This window comes from Micromonospora sp. WMMD729 (assembly GCF_049315225.1).
In the GTDB taxonomy this organism is placed as follows: Bacteria; Actinomycetota; Actinomycetes; order Mycobacteriales; family Micromonosporaceae; genus Micromonospora.
Window position 1 is genome coordinate 3161355 of the sequence record NZ_CP186059.1, and the last position, 16723, is coordinate 3178077.

16 protein-coding genes are annotated in these 16723 nt (G+C 74.8%); 4 read left to right on the top strand and 12 right to left on the bottom strand.

Annotation, left to right across the window (positions count from 1 at the left end; genetic code table 11):
• Positions 1–45 precede the first annotated feature (45 nt).
• Positions 46–519, bottom strand: coding sequence for a DUF1992 domain-containing protein (locus ACN263_RS14645; RefSeq protein ID WP_422740356.1), 474 nt, complete (start codon positions 517–519; stop codon positions 46–48).
• Positions 520–721: 202 nt separating this feature from the next.
• Here ACN263_RS14645 and ACN263_RS14650 point away from each other — a divergent pair, with 202 nt between their 5' ends.
• The gene (locus ACN263_RS14650; RefSeq protein WP_422740357.1) at positions 722–1372 is read left to right on the top strand and encodes a LysE family translocator; all 651 of its coding nucleotides are present in this window, start codon (positions 722–724) and stop codon (positions 1370–1372) included.
• 12 nt (positions 1373–1384) lie between these two features.
• Here ACN263_RS14650 and ACN263_RS14655 read toward each other — a convergent pair whose 3' ends face one another.
• The 3 genes from ACN263_RS14655 to ACN263_RS14665 are packed head-to-tail and all read right to left on the bottom strand — an operon-like array spanning position 1385 to position 4206.
• Positions 1385–2203: an SDR family NAD(P)-dependent oxidoreductase gene (locus ACN263_RS14655; protein ID WP_422740358.1), complete on the bottom strand. Its 819-nt coding sequence runs from the start codon at positions 2201–2203 to the stop codon at positions 1385–1387.
• Positions 2200–3501 carry a flavin-containing monooxygenase gene (locus ACN263_RS14660; RefSeq protein ID WP_422740359.1) on the bottom strand — a complete coding sequence of 434 codons (1302 nt, stop codon included), beginning with the start codon at positions 3499–3501 and terminating at the stop codon, positions 2200–2202. The genes ACN263_RS14655 and ACN263_RS14660 overlap by 4 nt, the downstream gene beginning before the upstream one ends.
• A gap of 60 nt (positions 3502–3561) precedes the next feature.
• Positions 3562–4206, bottom strand: coding sequence for a TetR/AcrR family transcriptional regulator (locus ACN263_RS14665; RefSeq protein WP_422740360.1), 645 nt, complete (start codon positions 4204–4206; stop codon positions 3562–3564).
• Between the two features lie 57 nt (positions 4207–4263).
• Here ACN263_RS14665 and ACN263_RS14670 point away from each other — a divergent pair, with 57 nt between their 5' ends.
• The 3 genes from ACN263_RS14670 to ACN263_RS14680 all read left to right on the top strand — a co-directional run bounded on the left by ACN263_RS14670 (position 4264) and on the right by ACN263_RS14680 (position 7404).
• Entirely contained in the window at positions 4264–5613 is a 1350-nt protein-coding gene (locus tag ACN263_RS14670) for an MFS transporter (protein ID WP_422740362.1), read from the top strand.
• 25 nt (positions 5614–5638) lie between these two features.
• A complete protein-coding gene (locus ACN263_RS14675) occupies positions 5639–6826 on the top strand; it encodes a hypothetical protein (RefSeq protein ID WP_422740363.1) in 1188 nt (395 codons plus the stop codon).
• A 236-nt stretch (positions 6827–7062) separates the two neighbouring features.
• Positions 7063–7404 (top strand): RNA polymerase-binding protein RbpA, encoded by a 342-nt coding sequence (locus ACN263_RS14680; RefSeq protein ID WP_046564157.1) that lies wholly within the window; start codon positions 7063–7065, stop codon positions 7402–7404.
• 82 nt (positions 7405–7486) lie between these two features.
• Here the strand turns inward: ACN263_RS14680 and ACN263_RS14685 are convergent, their stop codons facing one another.
• The 8 genes from ACN263_RS14685 to ACN263_RS14720 form a co-directional block, all read right to left on the bottom strand.
• Complete coding sequence (locus ACN263_RS14685) at positions 7487–8011, bottom strand: FxsA family protein (RefSeq protein ID WP_422740364.1); 525 nt, start codon at positions 8009–8011, stop codon at positions 7487–7489.
• 62 nt (positions 8012–8073) lie between these two features.
• The gene (locus tag ACN263_RS14690) at positions 8074–8883 is read right to left on the bottom strand and encodes a polyprenol monophosphomannose synthase (RefSeq protein ID WP_422740365.1); all 810 of its coding nucleotides are present in this window, start codon (positions 8881–8883) and stop codon (positions 8074–8076) included.
• A gap of 31 nt (positions 8884–8914) precedes the next feature.
• Complete coding sequence (gene lnt, locus ACN263_RS14695) at positions 8915–10534, bottom strand: apolipoprotein N-acyltransferase (RefSeq protein ID WP_422740366.1); 1620 nt, start codon at positions 10532–10534, stop codon at positions 8915–8917.
• A gap of 563 nt (positions 10535–11097) precedes the next feature.
• Complete coding sequence (locus ACN263_RS14700; protein ID WP_422740367.1) at positions 11098–12435, bottom strand: glutamate mutase L; 1338 nt, start codon at positions 12433–12435, stop codon at positions 11098–11100.
• On the bottom strand, positions 12432–12824 hold the full coding sequence (locus tag ACN263_RS14705; RefSeq protein WP_422740368.1) for a hotdog domain-containing protein: 393 nt from the start codon (positions 12822–12824) through the stop codon (positions 12432–12434). Before ACN263_RS14705 ends, ACN263_RS14700 begins: the two co-directional genes overlap by 4 nt.
• Positions 12821–13606 carry an OAM dimerization domain-containing protein gene (locus ACN263_RS14710; protein ID WP_422740370.1) on the bottom strand — a complete coding sequence of 262 codons (786 nt, stop codon included), beginning with the start codon at positions 13604–13606 and terminating at the stop codon, positions 12821–12823. The genes ACN263_RS14705 and ACN263_RS14710 overlap by 4 nt, the downstream gene beginning before the upstream one ends.
• Entirely contained in the window at positions 13603–15159 is a 1557-nt protein-coding gene (locus ACN263_RS14715) for a lysine 5,6-aminomutase subunit alpha (protein WP_422740371.1), read from the bottom strand. The genes ACN263_RS14710 and ACN263_RS14715 overlap by 4 nt, the downstream gene beginning before the upstream one ends.
• Positions 15156–16721, bottom strand: coding sequence for an amidohydrolase (locus tag ACN263_RS14720; protein WP_422740372.1), 1566 nt, complete (start codon positions 16719–16721; stop codon positions 15156–15158). Before ACN263_RS14720 ends, ACN263_RS14715 begins: the two co-directional genes overlap by 4 nt.
• Between the last annotated feature and the right edge of the window lie 2 nt (positions 16722–16723).

The following is a 16723-nucleotide window of genomic DNA, read 5'->3' on the forward strand; positions in this document are numbered from 1 at the left end:
CGCGCGTGTTCGGACCCGTACGGACCCGTTCGAGGTGGCGGGGCGTCAGCGGCGACGCCAGCGCAGCCACCAACGCCGCCGGGTCGGGGCGACGACGGTGGCCGGCTCGGCGGCGGTGGCGGTGGCGTCCGGTCGGACGCGCTCGGCCCGCCAGCGCTCGACCACCTCGTCGGCGTTCACCGGCCGGACCGCCACCCGGGGCCCGTCGGGGTTGCGCAGCCACGCCACGATCTGCGCGTTGAGTTGCCCCACGAAGGCCCGTACGGCCGGTTCGGTGGGCAGGTCGCGGACCTCGTCGGGGACCTGTTCGATGCGGCGGCGCAATTGCAGCGGGGTGGGCAGCAGCAGGTCGCTGGGCAGCTTCTCGCGCTCCAGGAAACTCCTGATCCACCAGCCTTCGTCGTACGGTGTCCCCCGCCCGGGGATCGGCTTGCCCATGCCGGGCAGGTTGTCGAACTCGCCGCGCTGCACGGCGCCCCGGATCTGCGCCTCCACGGCCGCGTCCCACGCCTCGGTCACCCTGCGGCACCTCCCCTGGACACCGTAACGCGCCGCCTCCGGCGACGGCGCGCGCTGCGACAGGTCAGCGCCGCCCGGCCGCCGCCCATTCCCGCACAACGTGCGCACCGTGGCAGGCCACCGCCTCGCAGGTGGCTCTGGGTCACCGGTCGCCGTCCGGCCTACCGTCGGGTGGGGGCGTCGGCGAACGGGGGGCAACGTCATGGTCGATGCGGGTGCGCTGCTGGGTATCGCGCTGGTGGCGTTGGGTCTCGTGCTCACGCCCGGACCGAACATGGTCTATCTGGTCTCCCGGTCGGTGGCGCAGGGCCGCCGAGCCGGTCTGATCTCGCTGCTCGGGGTGGCCGCCGGCTTCTTCGTCTACCTGGCCACGGCGGTCGCCGGCCTGGCCGCCGTGTTCGTCCTGGTCCCGACGCTGTACACGGTGGTGAAACTGGCCGGCGCGGGTTACCTGCTGTGGTTGGCGTGGCGCACGGTGCGCCCGGGAGGCGGGTCACCGTTCGCGCCCACGCCGCTGCCACCGGACCGGCCGGGGCGGCTGTTCACCATGGGCCTGGTCACCAACCTGCTCAACCCGAAGATCGCCATCCTGTACGTGTCGTTGCTCCCGCAGTTCGTCGAGCCGGCGCGGGGACAGGTGGCGGCGCAGAGCCTGCTGCTCGGCCTGACCCAGATCGCCGTCGCGCTGAGCGTCAACGCGCTGATCGTGCTCAGCGCGGGGGCGTTGGCCGGGTTCTTCGCCCGCCGGCCGGGGTGGCTGCGGGTCCAGCGGTGGGTGACCGGTACGGCCCTCGCCGCGTTGGCCGTCCGGATCGCCGCCGACCGTTCCCGCGCGGCCGTCGCCGTACCCTGATCCGGTCCGGCCTCACCGCCCACGGTGGCGGCGGACCATCCCGGCGGCCAGCGGCGCGGCGTCCAGGTCGCCAGCGGCGAGCCGCGCCGCGAGCGTACGGCGGACCAGCCGGTCGGCCAGCGCGGGCGCGTGCCGGCCGACGGCCATCTCCAGCCGACCACGTCGGGTGGTCGCCACGTCCCGGGGCGCCCGCCGGGCGGTGGCGGCGCGCAGGATCGCCGCGACGACGCCCTCGACGGGCTCGGGGCGGGACACTCCGCGCAGCGACAGTCCCGCCTCGGCGGTGCTGTCGTGGATCGGTGAGGCGACCATGCTCGGGTAGACGACGCTGACGCCTACGTGGGTGCCCACCTCGTGGCGCAGCGCGTCGGCGTACGCGACCAGGGCCCGTTTGCTGACCCCATAGGCGGCGGCCAGGGGCAGCGGCAGCACCGCCATCCGGCTGGCCACGAAGATCACCCGTCCGCGCGCGTCGAGCAGGGCCGGCAGCGCGGCGGCGGTGGTGCGCCAAGCGGCCAGCAGGTTGACCTCCAACTGCTGGCGGACCACCTCGTCCGGCGGCAACTCCGCCGGGGCGGGACCGCCCACCCCGGCGTTGTTGATCAGCAGGTCGAGCCCGCCGAGCCGGGTGACGGCCGCCCGCACCGCGGCGGGGACGGCGGCCGGGTCGGTCAGGTCGCAGCCGAGCACGAGTAGCTCGTCGTCCTCGCGGGCGCGCAGGTCCAGCCCCACCACCCGGGCCCCGCCGGCGGTCAGCGCGGCACCGAGATGCCGGCCGAAGGTGCCGGACGCGCCGGTGACGAGGACCCGCCGGCCGGTCAGCGGCGTCACCGGCGTGCTCCGGTGGTCAGCTCCCGGGTCAGCTCGGCCAGGTACGCGTCGAAGTCCACCCGCATCGCCGGGCGGCGGTGCCCCCAGCGGGCCGTCGCCGCCCGCAGCTCGGCCCGGCAGGCGGCCCGCTGCCGGTCCGGATCGGGCAGGGCGTACCGGCCGGCGAGCTGCGCGGCGATCAGCTTGGCCTGCGCCTCGACCAGCGGGAACGCCGAGCCGGTGGACTGCATCAGCCCGACGAACGTCAGGCCGGGGGCCTCAGGGTGGAACACGTGCCGGTACAGCGCGAGGGTGTCGGCCCCGCCGCCCAGCAACTCGGCCGGCAGGAACCCGATCTCCACCCGGTAGCCGGTGCACCACACGATCAGGTCGACCTGGTCGGCGCGGCCGTCGGTGAACTCGACCCGGTCGCCGTCGAGGGCGGCGACACCGGGGCGGGCCTCGACGTCGCCGTGGGTCAGCCGGGACAGCAGGCCGTCCGAGAGCGTCGGATGGTCCTGCAGGAAGCCGTGCGTCGGAGCGGGCAGCCCGTAGCGGGCGGGGTTGCCCACGGCGGTGGCGATCATCGTCTGGCTGATCCGCTGACGCAACCGCCATGGGAGCCGGCGGGCCAGCGCGCCGTTGAGGGTGTCCGAGGGGCGGCCCAGCAGGTACTTGGGCACCACCCAGACGCCCCGGCGCAGCGACAGCAGGGTCCGCTCGGCGGTGTACGAGGCGTCCACCGCGATGTCCATCGCCGAGTTGCCGCCGCCGACGACCAGGACGCGCCGGCCGGCCAACTGTTCGGGGCCACGGTAGTCGTGGCTGTGGATCTGCTCGGCGGTGCTGGTGCCGGGGTACGGCGGGTCGGGCAGCCGCGGCACCCGGTTGTGGCCGTTGGCGACGACCACGGCCTCGACGGTGACCTCGACCGGTCCGCCCGGCCCGCCGGCCGTGACCGTCCACGTGCCGTCCGGTCGGCGGGTGACCCGCTCGACGGTGTGCCGCAGGCGGATGGCGTCGCGCAGCCCGAACCGGTCGGCGTAGTCGGCCAGGTAGCCGGCGACCCGGGTGTGGTCCGGGTAGTCGGGCCAGTCGGCGGGCATCGGGTGGTCGGCGAATTCGGTGCGGCCCCGGCTGGTGTTCAGGTGCAGCGTGCGGTACGCGGGCGAGTCCGGTGCCCCGTACACCCAGAGGCCGCCGACCTGGTCGGTGGCCTCGAAGCAGACCACGGGGACGGCGGCGTCGCGCAGCGCCTTGACGGCGGCGAGTCCGGCCGCGCCGGCGCCGATCACCGCAACCCTGGGTTCTGCCCGCATCGCCGCTCCCCCCGCATTTATCCAACGTCCGATGGATAATCGTCGGGCGGCGGCGGCCCGTCAACCCGTCGGTCCGTACAGCGCGGTGAGGAAGCGGTGCACGAACGCCCGGAACTCGCGGCGTTCCCGGGCGGCCGGCGTGCCCGCGGCCAACGCCACGACGTGTCCGTGGGTGGCCCAGACCAGGCTGCGTACGGTGATGTGCGGGGTCGGCTCGGCCAGCGCGCCGGCCGCCGCGGTGGCGGTCAGCAGGTCCGCCACCAGCCGGTAGAGCGGCTCGGCGTAGCGCTGGTCCAGCTCGGCGTGCCGCTGCGGCTCCAACCAGCGGCGCAGCCACAGCGCGGTGGTCTCCGGGTGGTCCTGGAGGAAGTCGACGAACACGTCGACCAGGTCGTGCAACGCCCGCCGCGCCGCGTCCGGGCCCGCGTCGAGGGCCGTGCGGGCCCGCTCGGCGGCCTCGGTGAGGACCTGCCGTTCCACCGCGAACACCCGCGCGAAACACGCCTCGTAGAGCGCCGCCTTCGTACCCGTGTGGTGGGCGACCGTGGCGACGTCGACCCCGGCGGCGGCCGCGACCTCCCGCAGCCCGACGGCGTCGAAGCCCCGCTCGGCGAAGAGCGCGGTCGCGGCGGTGAGCACCGCCTCGCGGGTCGGTCGGGTCTCGTCGCGCCGGGGTCGACCCGGACGGCGTCGGGGCATGGTCATGGCCGCCATTCTGCCCCTAGAATCCAGCAACTGTTGGATTGTGGGAAGGGTGCGGCGATGACCGGGCTCGACCGGCGGCCCGCGGCCGCCATCGACGCGACGCTGCCTCGCGGCCCCCTGGCCGGGTTCGCGGCGGGCTCTCTCGGCATGGGCGTCTGGGTGACCGTTCCCGGCCTGCTGCTGCTCTACTTCCTCACCGACGTGCTGGCCGTCGGGCCGTGGCTGGCCGGCCTGGCGCTGCTGCTGCCGAAGGTCGCCGACGTGCTGCTGCACCCGTGGGTCGGGCACCGCGCCGACGTCGAACAGGCCCGCCGGGGCGACCGGCGACGGCTGCTGCTGCTCGGCTGCGCCCTGCCGGTCGCGTTCGCCGCGCTGTTCGCGGTGCCCGGCGGCCTGACCGGCGCGAGCGCCGCCGCCTGGGTGGCGGTGGTCTTCGTCGCCGGCAACCTGCTCTTCGCCGCCTACCAGGTCCCCTACCTGGCCACCCCCGCCGACCTGCGGATCGGCTACCACGAACGCACCCGGCTGATGGCGTTCCGGATGGTGGTGCTGACCCTCGGCATCCTGGCCTCCGGCCTGCTGGCCCCGCTGCTGACCGGCGGCGACGCCGCGACCCGGGGCGGCTACCAGCGGATGGGCGTGGTGCTGGCCGTGGCGATGCTGGCCACCATGCTCGTCGGCGTGGCCGGCATCGCCCGGCTGCGCGGCGTCGCGTCGGGCCGCGCCACGCCGGGTCACGGCGGGTGGCGGGCGCTGCGCACCGCCCTGCGCGACAAGCAGTTCCGCCCGCTGGTCGCCGCCTACCTGGCCATGTCCACCACCACCCACCTGGTCCTGGCCGGGGTGCCCTACTACGCCGAGTACGAGCTGCGCGCCCCCGCCCTGACCACGGTGCTGGTGGCCGCGTTCGTCGCCCCGGCGCTGCTGGTGACCCCGGCCTGGCTGGTCCTGGCCCGCCGGGTCGGCAAGCAGCGGGCGCTGCTCGGCGCGCAGGGCGCGTTCGCGGCCGGATCGCTGGTGCTGGCGGTGGGCCACCCGGCCGGCCTGCCCGTGCTGGTCGGCGCGGTGGCGGTGCTCGGGGTGGCGTTCGCGGGCATGCAACTGCTGCCGTTCTCGATGCTGCCGGACGTCATCCGCGCCGCCGGCGCCACCGGAGCGGGCACCTACACCGGGGTGTGGACGGCCACCGAGGCCACCGGCGCGGCCCTGGGCCCGTACGCGTACGCCCTCTGCCTGGCCGTGGGCGGCTTCGTGGCCTCGGCCGCCGGGGAGTCACCGGTCCAGCCGGACACGGCGCTCGCGGCGGTCCGCTACGGCTTCGGCCTGCTGCCGGCGGTGGCGATGCTCGCCGCGGTGCTGCTGCAACGCCGCTACACCCTCGACGCCACGGCCCGGACGGCGACCTGAGCGGCCGCACTAGACTTCGCCCTCGATGGACGCCCCGATCACCCCCGCCGAGACCCGCCCGTGTGCCCACTGTGGACGGCCGGTGCCGCAGCGGGTCGGCGCGGGCCGGCCGTTCCGCTACTGCCGCGACAACGACGGCGCCTGCCAACGCGCCTCGCGCAACAGTCGGATGCGCCACCGCAATGCCCCCGGCCTGCCCGGACAGGTGGCCCGCACCTGGGAGGCGGTGGACCGGCTCGACCAGATCGTCGAGACGTTGACCGAGGCGCTGCACGCCGAACTGTCCCCGGTGGGGGTGCAGCGGCAGCTCGCGCAGGCCCGCGCGGAGGCCGCCACCGAGGTCGCGGCCGCGCAGACCGAACGCGACGAGGCCCGCGACGACGCCGAGACCGCGTCGGCCGACGCGGCGCGCGCCCGCGAGCAGGCCCGCACCGCCCGCGTCGAGGCCGACGACGCCGTACGGCGTGCCGAGGCGGCCGTGCACCGCGCGGACGCGGCCGACGAGCGCGCGCAGCGGGCCGAGGCCGCCCGCGACCAGGCCCGCCACGACGTCAGCGCCGCCGAGGCTCTGCGCGCGCAGGCCGAACGTGACCGCGACCAGGTCCGCGCCGAGGTCCGTGACCTGCGGGCCGAGCGGGACACCGAACGGCAGCGTACGACCGACCTGACCGTCGAGCGGGACGCGGCGCGCGCCGACGCCGAGCGGGCCACCCGGGACGCCGCGGAGGCGGGCGAACGGGCCGCGCGCTGGCAGGCCGAGGCGCAGGACGTACGCCGGCAGATCGACCAGGCCCGCGCGGACGCCGCACGCACCCGCGCCGAGGCAGCGGATGCCGCCCGGGCCCGGGAGCAGGCCGAACGGGCCCGGGACCGCGCCCAGACCGTCGCCGCCGAAGCCGACGACGCCCGGCAGGAGGCCGCCGAGGTGGCCGCCCGGCTCCGCGCGGAACTGACCGCCGTGACCGGGCAGCGCGACGCGCTCACCGCCGAGCTGACCGCCGCCCGGCAGGCCACGGCCACCGCCGAGGGCCGGCTCACGGCCCTGACGGTACGGCTGGACGCCGCCGAGGCCGACCGGGACGTGGCCCAGCGGCGGGTGGCGCAGCTCGGTGACCAGGTCAGCGACCTGGCGCTGGCGCTGGCCCGCCTCGGCGCGGCGGCCCCCGCCGCCAGCGGCGCTTCCGAACCGGGTGCGACGTCGCCGCAACCTTGACCGCGTTCGGGCGGTTAGGGCGAGTGTCGAAGTCCTCGGTTCGACCTGGGCTTCGACACGTCCTAACATCCCCGGTGGCAGTCACGACACGCCACCGCCGTGGCGTCCCGGTCCCGGGCGGCTACCCTTGGTTCCGGCCCGCCCGTGGACGCCTCACGCCCTCGGGCGGGAATGGGGCGACGGGAACGCGCCGTTACACCCAGAAGACCAGCACCACGAACGAGGGGAAGTCGATCATGGGCGAGCGTATGCTGCGCGGAAGCCGGCTGGGCGCGGTCAGCTACGAATCCGACCGCAACACGGAGCTCGCGCCGCGTCAGACCCGCGAGTACCTCTGCGCCAAGGGCCACCAGTTCGAGGTGCCGTTCGCCGTCGACGCCGAGGTCCCGACGACCTGGGAATGCAAGTTCGACGGCAGCGTCGCCCGACTCGTCGACGGCAGCGAGCCGGAGCAGAAGAAGGCCAAGCCGCCGCGTACCCACTGGGACATGCTGCTGGAGCGGCGTTCGATCGCCGAGCTCGAGGACATCCTCGCCGAGCGGCTCCAGGAGGTTCGTACCCGCCGCGGCCGCGCCTGAGCCGCGTCCGCACGACAACACGGCGCCCCCGGGGTTATCCCGGGGGCGCCGTCGTGTGCGTGGGTTCAGTGGGCGGCAGCGTTCAGTGGCGGCCCGGCTCGATGATCTCACCCTCGATGGCCCGGCCACCGTCGACGACGACCGGCTGCTCCGGTTGCGGATGTGGCGTCGGCTGCGGCGCGCCCTGACGCACCCGGACCGTACGCGGCCCGAACAGGTCACCGGCAACCATCGACGACACCCGCCGCTCGGTGGCGCGTTGCACCCCGGCGCGGGCCAGGCTGCGCACCGGCGGCACCATCAACAACAGTCCCACCAGGCCGCTGACCAGGCCGGGTACCGCCAGCAACAGGGCACCGGCCAGCCCGACGAGCCCGTCGGTCACCTGCCGGCCCGGCGGCTGCCCGGCCCGCGCGGAGGTGCGGAACCCCCGCCAGGCGCGCATTCCCTCACGGCGCAGCAGCACCAGACCCAGCAGGGACGCGGCGAACACCAGCAGCACCGCCGCGCCGAACCCCACCGCCCGGCCCACGACGACGAACACCGCAAGCTCCACCACCACCGCCAGCAGCAGGGCCAGCGGCACGAACCTCAGTCCTCGGCGCATCTCACCTCATCGCCATCCCGCGGTACGACACGAACCGCACATCCAGCATGACACGGCCGCGCTCACGGCCACCGCACCTGACCGGTGGGGGTGCCGTTCAGGCTGCGGCGTACGGCCTGCCGCCGGTCCTGCACACCCCACCTGGTGATCCGCCACAGCGCCTCGGCGACGATGCGCGGGCTCATCTTGCTGTCGCCGCGTTCCCGCTCGGCGAACGTGATCGGCACCTCCACGATCCGCACCCCGGCCCGGTGCGCCAGCCGCGACAGCTCCACCTGGAACGAGTACCCCTGCGAGGTCACCGACGCCAGGTCGATGGCGTCCAGGGCGCTGGTGCGGTACACCCGGTAGCCGCCGGTGGCATCCGAGACGGGCATGCCCAGCGCGAGACGCGCGTACAGGTTGCCGCCGCGCGACAGCAGCAGCCGCCGCAGCGGCCAGTTCACCACCCGCGCGCCGCTGGTCCACCGCGACCCGATCACCACGTCGGCGTCGCGGGCGGCCGCCAGCAGCGCCGGCAGGTCCTCCGGGGCGTGCGAGCCGTCGGCGTCCATCTCCACCACCGCGTGGTAGCCGCGCTCGCGCGCCCACCCGAACCCGGCCAGGTACGCGGCGCCGAGCCCTTCCTTGCCCCTGCGGTGCAGCACCTGCACGTGCGCGTCGCCGTCGGCGAGGGCGTCGGCGATCGCGCCGGTGCCGTCGGGGCTGTTGTCGTCGGCGATGAGGATGCTCACGGTGGGGGCGGCCCGGCGTACCCGCCCCACGATCGCCGCGACGTTGTCGGCCTCGTTGTAGGTGGGGATCACCACGAGGACCCGACCCACGCCGGGCACCTCGTCCGGACGCCGGATCGTATCGGTCGCCTGGATCACCGTTCCTCCGCTCCCGCCGGCGTACCGGCTGCTATCCGGGCACGACGCGCTGGCGGCGGCGCAGCACACCCGCGCCGGCCAGGGCGGCCACCGCCAGAGCGGCCAGGGCCAGTTCCGGCCACCAACCGAGGCGGGTGGCGAGGGTACGCCCGTCGTCGAGGCGTAGCTGCCGCACCACGACCTCCCGGGTGTTGAACCCGGTGGCGTCGCTTACCCGCCCGTCGGGGGCGACGAACCCGGACACCCCGACCGTGGAGGCCATCAGCGCCGGACGGCCGTGCTCGACGGCCCGCAGCCGCACCATGGCCAACTGCTGGCGGGCCTCGGCCTCGTTGAAGGTGGCGTTGTTGGTCTGCACCACCAGCAGTTGCGCCCCGCCGGTGACGGTGTCGCGGACCACCTCGTCGTACGCGACCTCGAAGCAGATCACGTCGCCGAGCGTGGCGGGGCCGACGCGTACCACGCCCGGGGTGCTGCCGGGCACGAAGTCGTTGCGGATCAGGTCGACCTTGTCGCTGACCTGGCGTGCGATGTCCCGCAGCGGCACGTACTCGGCGAACGGCACCGGATGCCGTTTGGTGTAGAGCTGCGTCATGTCGGCGCCGGTGTCGGGCCGCCACAGGATGCCCGCGTTGCGGACCTGCCCGGGGCCGGGACCGAGCAGCACCGCGCCCACCAGGATCGGCGCGCGGACCGTGTCGGCGGCCTGCGCGATGCGGGCCCCGGCGGTCGGGTTGCGCAGCGGGTCGATGTCGCTGGAGTTCTCCGGCCACACCACCAGGTCGGGTTGGCGCTCGGCGCCCGCGGCGACCCGCGCGGCCAACTCCAGGGTGGCGTCGACGTGGTTGTTGAGCACGGCCTGGCGCTGGGCGTTGAAGTCCAACCCGAGGCGGGGCACGTTGCCCTGCACGATGGCGACGGTGACGGTCCTGCCACCGCCCGCGGCGGCGACGGGCACCAGCAGGCTCACCACGCCCACCGCCACGACGACGGCGGCCGGCACTGCCGCTGTCAGCCACCACTCGGGTCGGCCGTCGCGGCGGGCTTCCCAGCCCCGCCAGGTGGCGGCGACCAGCAGCCCACCGAGCAGGGCCACGGCGAAGGTGACCAGCGGCGCACCGCCGAGGGCGGCCAGGCGCAGCAGCGGCGAGTCGTCCTGGCTGAACGCGAGACGACCCCACGGGAAGCCGCCGAACGGGGTCCGGTCGCGCAGCGCCTCCTGCCCCACCCACAGCAGGCCGGTCAGCGCCGGCCACTGCCAGCGGCCCCGGTCGGCCAGCGGGGACACCCAGGCGGTGGCCGCGCCGAGCAGCGCCAGGTAGCCGGCCTGCAGCAGCGACAGCAGCACCCACGGCAGGTAACCGGTGTGCAGGTTCGTCCAGGCCAGCATCGGCGCGAACAGCGCCACCCCGGTGAGGAAACCCAGGCCGGCGCCGGCGCGCAACCGTCGCCGGTGGGCGGCGGCGGCCAGCAGCGCCACGCCGACGGGCGCGAGGGGCCACACCCCGTACGGCGGGAACGCCAGCAGCAGGGCCAGTCCGGCGGCCACGGCCATCGGCGCGGCGACGCGCAGCGGCAGCGTCCGACCCGCGGTGACCAGCGCACCGGCCAGCGTGGGGACGTGGCTCTCGTCCCGGTCCAGCGTCGTCACCGCAGCTTCACCTCGATCACCCGCCGAAGGCTACCCGGCCGCCCTCCGCGCCTGATCCGTGCTCCGCGATCTTGCACTTTCTGCGGCGACGAACGGAACATTCCTGGTCATATCCACAACAGAAACTGCAAGATCGGCGCGGCGATGGGGGGCCACCCGGGGGGGGTAGATGTGAAATCGGGGCGCGGCTTGCGCCGCGCCCCGATGCTCCCAGGCCCTTCCCGGCCGGTGGGGCGAGGATGGGGCACGCCGACCTTCGGACCGACCAGGCGGTTGACTGGCTGCCCCCGCCGGGCCGTTGTCTACTGGCCGTGCACCTCACCCTGCCCGTACACCGGTAATCGCGGCCGGTTCGCGCCGCCCCGCCGACCCCCGCCCGCTGGACCTGGCCGCCGCGACGATGACGCTGAAAACATGTCGCTCGGCCAGCGGACGAAGGGACGAAGCGAACAACAGCCGCTTCCCGTGGTAGGACTCAAAGACGGTACGTGCTGCACCCCGCCCCCTGTCAACCCACCCCGGCCTGTCGTGTGTTGCGCCACGGCGTGTCGGATCGGTGTGTCTCACTGCGAACACAGATGGTGGCGCAGCAGCGCCTGCGCCGCCGACCGGTGCTCCTCGGCGAGCAGCCCACCGGCGGCCAGCACGTAGTCGACGTCCACCACCGCGCGGGCGGCGCGCGGCAACGCCCACCCGCCCGCGTGGTCGGCCAGCACCGCCGCCAGCACCCGCCCGGACGCGTCGGCGGGCGCGTGCCGCAGCACCCCGCCGGAGCCCACCAGCAGCCGCACGTCCCGCAGGTCCCGCCCGGCCCGTTCGCCGGTGGCGACACCACGGGCGTGTCGGCGCAGCGCCACCGTCGCCGCCAGGGTGGCGATCCGCGCGTCCACGGCCCGCTCGACGTCGTCGCCGGCCAGGAACGCCGGGTCGACCGCCCGCCGGTCGGCGGCGTCGGCGAGCTCGTCGGCGTCGGCGGCGGTGAGCAGCCGTTCCTCGACGGCGGCGCGGACCACACCCGGGGCGCTCCACCGCATGCCGAGGTCGCCCTCGACGGTACGGGCCCGCCACAGACTGCCGGCGACCTCCCGGCCGGGCCCGGTGGCCCGCTCGTCGGGGGTGAGTACCGAGTACACGTCGGTGGTGGCCCCACCCACGTCCACGACGGCCAGGTCCCCGCCGACGGTGTCGGCCAGCACCTCCACCCCGGTCAGCACCGCGTCCGGCGTGGCCGCCCGGACCAGCCTTGCGAAACGGGTCCCCCGGGACAGTCGTTTACCACCGATGACGTGCCGCAGGAACACCGCCCGGATGGCCGAGCGCGCCGACGCCGGCGCGAGGACCCCGATGCGCGGCAGCACGTTGTCCGCGCCGCTCACCGGCACCCCGGCCTCGGCCAACAGCGCGGTCAGCTCGGCGCGCACGTCGGCGTTGCCGGCCAGCACCACGGGTGTGCGCCAGCGGGCGCGGGCCAGCCGGGTCGCGTTGTGCCGGATGGTGTCGGCGTCGCCGCCGTCGGTGCCACCCACCAGCAGCACCACGTCCGGGCGGGCCGCCCGCAGCGCGGCCAGGGCCGCCGCGTCGAGCCGCCCGGCGGCGGTGTGCACCACGTGAGCGCCGGCGGACAACCCGACCCGCCGACCCGCCTGGGCGGTGACGAGGGCCTCGTAGCCGATCACGGCGAGCCGCAGCCCACCGCCGGCGGACGAGCAGACGTACCACGGCACGTCGCGCAGCCCGAGCCCGGCGGTGGCCGCCGTGACCGCGGCGTCCAGGCCGCGCAGCACGTCGCTGCCCACCGTGGTGGGCGCGGCCGCCGCGCCGACCAGGACACCGGCGGTCAGGTCCACCACGGCCGCCTTGGTGTACGTGGAGCCGACGTCCGCGCAGACCGCGAGGGTCACGAGGACGCTGGTACGACCACGGTGCCGGTCGCGGTCACCGCGACGATCGGCGGGTCGAGGACCTCGGCGGCGGACTCGGAACGGTCCGGGCGGCCCCGGCACACCACCGCGAAGCTCAACTCCAGGGTGCGGCTGCGGCTGCCCACCCGGGACACCGTCGCCGTCACCTCGACCACGTCACCGGCGCGGATGGGCGCGGTGAACCGCACGTCGGAGTACCCGGCGAACAGACCCTCGTCGCCGTCGGTACGGATGCACACCTCGGTGGCGACGTCACCGAACAGTCCCAGGGCGTACGCCCCGTCGACGAGGTTGCCGGCGTAGTGGGCGTGCGCGTACGGCACGTACCGCCGGTGCGTCACCGTCAACCCGAGCCGAGCGTCGGTCATGCGTTCGCCTTCCGTTGCGTGATCAGGGCGTGCACCAGGTAGCTGGCCACCTCGCCCGGGGTGGTGCCCCGACCGAAGATCCGGTCGACGCCCAACTCGTCGGTCATCGTCTCGTCGAAGCGGGGACCGCCGACGATCAACAGCGGCCGCCTGCCCGCCGGCATCGCCTCCCGGAACGCGGCCGACATCTCCCGGGTGTTGTGCAGGTGCGCGTCGCGTTGGGTGACGACCTGCGACACGAGCACCGCGTCGGCCTTCTCCGCCCGGGCCGCCTCGACCAGCTCCGGGACGCTGACCTGCGCGCCCAGGTTGGTGACCTTCAGCTCCCGGTAGTACTCCAGGCCCTTCTCCCCCGCGATGCCCTTGACGTTGAGGATCGCGTCGATGCCCACGGTGTGCGCGTCGGTGCCGATGCACGCGCCGACCACCGACAGCTTGCGCCGCAACCGCTGCTTGACGACCGTGTTGACGTCCTTGGCCGACAGCAGCGGGAAGTCCCGCTCCACCACCTGCACCGCGTTCAGGTCGACCAGGTGGTTGACCCGCCCGTACACGACGAAGAACGTGAACCCGTCGCCCATCGGTTTGGCGTGCACCAGCATCGCCGGGTCGATGCCCATCTTGTTGGCCAACTGCACCGCCGCGCCCTCGGCCCGCTTGTCGTGCGGCACCGGCAGGGTGAACGACACCTGCACCATGCCGTCGCCGGTGGTGTCCCCGTACGGGCGCACGATCTGCTTGCTCACGCCCCCGCTGTGCTGGCCGGTTGGCTGCTTGCTCACGCCGCCTCCAGGATGTGCGTGGCCGGGTTGTAGTAGTCGGCCTCGTGCGCAGCGACCCCGTCGAGGCCCTTACCCCGGTCCGCGGGCCGCTTCATGATCCCGAACGTGCCCTCGGCGATCGCGGTGAGCAGCGTCTGCTCGCCGATGCGCTCCAGCAGGTCCAGGGCCTCACCGAGCACCTGGTTGGCGCGGCGACGGATGAACCCGCCGGCCGCCGGGACGAAGTCCTCGTGCAGCCCGCCGGCGGCGCCGAGGACGTACCGCACGTTCTGCAGGGCGATGTCCCGGTCGGACAGCCACGGCGTCACCACCGCCTCGGTCATCATCCCCACCAGCAGGATGCCCTGCCCGGTCAGCGTCCCGGCCAGGTTGAAGAACCCGTCGAGCAGGTTGCCCCGGAACACGTCGCCGGTCATGTGTTTGGTCGGCGGCATCCACTTCAGCGGCGCGTCCGGAAACAACTCCCGGGCCAGCAGGGCGTGCGCCAACTCCAGCCGGAACGACTCCGGCACCTCCGGGTTGATCTCGAACGCGTGCCCGAGGCCCAACTGCCAGTCCGCCAATCCGGCCTCGTGGGCGAAGAACTCGTTGAGCAACTGCGACACCGTCACCGTGTGCGCCTCGTCGACGGCGTCGGCGGTGGTCAGGTAGTTGTCCTCACCGGTGTTGATGATGATGCCCGCCCGGGCGTGGACCTGCCGGGAGAACCGCTGGTCGACGAACGTGCGCACCGGGTTGATGTCGCGGAACAGGATCCCGTACATCGAGTCGTTGAGCATCATGTCGAGGCGTTCCAGGCCGGCCAGGGTCGCCATCTCCGGCATGCACAGGCCCGACGCGTAGTTCGTCAACCGCACGTAGCGGCCCAACTCCCGCGACGACTCGTCCAACGCCCTCCGCATCAGCCGGAAGTTCTCCTGCGTGGCGTACGTGCCGGCGAACCCCTCGCGGGTGGCGCCCTCGGGCACGTAGTCCAGCAGCGACTGGCCGGTCGACCGGATCACCGCGATCACGTCCGCGCCCGCCCGGGCCGCCGCCTGCGCCTGCGGGATGTCCTCGTAGATGTCCCCGGTCGCCACGATCAGGTAGATCCACGGCCGCTGCGCCGGGTCGCCGTGCCGTTTGATCAGCCGGTCCCGTTCGGCGCGCCGCCGGTCGATCCGCCGGATGCCCGCGCCGACCGCCTTGCGGGCCGCCGACCGGGCCGCCGTGGCCGCCCGCCCCGACGGCACCGCGAAGCGCACCGACCCGGCGGCGGCCTTCTGCGCCAGCAACGTCACGTCGGTGCCGCCCTCGCGCGCCAGGGCGTCGAACACCGGCGCCGCCACCCCGTGACCCAGCCCGACGTCCGCGACGACCGCGTCGACGAGACGGTTCACCCACGGGATGCCGTCCGGGTCGGCGCCCGTCACCCCGGCCAGGCGCAGCACGGCCCGCTCCACCGACACCGTGGTGTGGCTGCGCGCCAGGTCGACCACCGGCTGCCCGGCCCGCCGCGCCAGCTCCCGCGCCCGCGCCACCAACACCGGATCAAGGTCAAGTTTCCCGGTCACGACGACCCTTCCTCGTAGATGACCTCACCGCGCAGCACCAGCCGCCGGCACACCGGCAGCGGCGTCGGATCGTCCGGGCCCCGCAGGTCCGGATCCTCGGCCAGCAGCACCGGCAGACCGCGTTCCACGCCGGCCGGCGTCGACCACACCGCGAACGTCGCCGGCGCGCCCAGCGCCAACACGCCCTCGGTGTCCAGGTGCACCGCCCTCCACCCGCCGCGGGTGTGCGCCGCGAACGCGGCCCGCACACTCATCCGCTGCGCCGGATTGTGGTGCGCCGCCGCCGCCCGCACCGACCCCCACGGGTCCAGCGGCGTCACCGGCGAATCCGACCCGAACGCCAACGCCACGCCCACCGAGTGCATCGCGCCCATCGGGTTGGACTCCAACGACCGGGCCAGGCCCAGGCGCGCCTCGTACATCCGACCCGCGCCGCCCCACAGCCGGTCGAACGCCGGCTGCATGCTCGCCACGATCCCGTACTCCACGAACCGGGCGATCATCCGCCGGCTCATGATCTCGGCGTGCTCGACGCGGTGCCGGGCCGCCCGCAGCCGCTCCACGCCCAGCGTCGTCGCCGCCGCCGCGAACCCGTCCAGGACGGTGCCGATCGCCGCGTCACCGATCGCGTGGAAGCCGCCCTGCAGACCGTGCGCCGCGCAGTCCACCAGGTGATCGCGCACCTGCTCGACCGTCAGGTACCCGTGGCCGCAGCCGTCGCCGTCGCCGTACGGCTGCGACACGTGCGCCGTGCGCGACCCCAACGCCCCGTCGGCGAACAGGTCCCCGCCGGCGCCCACCGCGCCCAACTCCCGGGCCCGCGCCGCGCCACCCAGCTCACCCCAGTACCCGTACACCTCCGGCACCCCCGCGCCCGAGATGCCCAGCAGGCCGGTGAAGTCCTCCTCGTCGGAGATCTCCGGGCCGCCGCACTCGTGCACCGCGGCGATGCCCAACGACGCCGCGTGCGCGAGCGCCACCCGCTGCGCGGCGACCCGCTGCGCCCGCGTCACCGACCCCTGCGCCGCCGCCCGCACCACGTGGTGCGCGTCGCGCCGCAACCAACCCGACGGGTCGTAGCCGGCCGCGTCCACCACCTGCGGGCACGCCGCCAGCAGCGCCGACGACACCAACGCCGAATGGATCGACGCCTGCGACAGGTACACCCGCCGGCCGCCGGCCGCCCGGTCCAACGCCGCCGCGTCCGGCAGCGTCGCGTCCGACCAACCCGACTCGTCCCAGCCGTGCCCCAGCACCACCGCGTCCGCCGGCAGGCCCGCCGCGAAGGCGGCCACCGCGTCCAGCACCTGCGCCGCCGAGCGCGCCCCGGACAACTCCAGCCCGGACAGCGCCAACCCGGTGTCCGTGGCGTGCACGTGGGCGTCCACGAACGCCGGCGTCACCAGCGCCCCGCCCAGGTCCACCACCCGGTCCGCCGACGGCGCGTCACCGTCGGTGCCCAACCAGGTGATCCGCCCACCGGACACCAGCAGCGCGGTCGCGCTCGGGTCCGCCGGACAGTGCAACACGCCGCCGCGGTACAACGTCGAGGGGTTCGTCATGA

Coding starts and splice junctions, on each gene's coding strand:
- ACN263_RS14650 (WP_422740357.1), top strand. CDS start 722: ATGGTCGATGCGGGTGCGCTGCTGGGTATCGCGCTGGTGGCGTTGGGT.
- ACN263_RS14660 (WP_422740359.1), bottom strand. CDS start 3,501: ATGCGGGCAGAACCCAGGGTTGCGGTGATCGGCGCCGGCGCGGCCGGA.
- ACN263_RS14665 (WP_422740360.1), bottom strand. CDS start 4,206: ATGACCATGCCCCGACGCCGTCCGGGTCGACCCCGGCGCGACGAGACC.
- ACN263_RS14670 (WP_422740362.1), top strand. CDS start 4,264: ATGACCGGGCTCGACCGGCGGCCCGCGGCCGCCATCGACGCGACGCTG.
- ACN263_RS14675 (WP_422740363.1), top strand. CDS start 5,639: ATGGACGCCCCGATCACCCCCGCCGAGACCCGCCCGTGTGCCCACTGT.
- ACN263_RS14680 (WP_046564157.1), top strand. CDS start 7,063: ATGGGCGAGCGTATGCTGCGCGGAAGCCGGCTGGGCGCGGTCAGCTAC.
- ACN263_RS14685 (WP_422740364.1), bottom strand. CDS start 8,011: ATGCGCCGAGGACTGAGGTTCGTGCCGCTGGCCCTGCTGCTGGCGGTG.
- ACN263_RS14705 (WP_422740368.1), bottom strand. CDS start 12,824: ATGACCGACGCTCGGCTCGGGTTGACGGTGACGCACCGGCGGTACGTG.
- ACN263_RS14720 (WP_422740372.1), bottom strand. CDS start 16,721: ATGACGAACCCCTCGACGTTGTACCGCGGCGGCGTGTTGCACTGTCCG.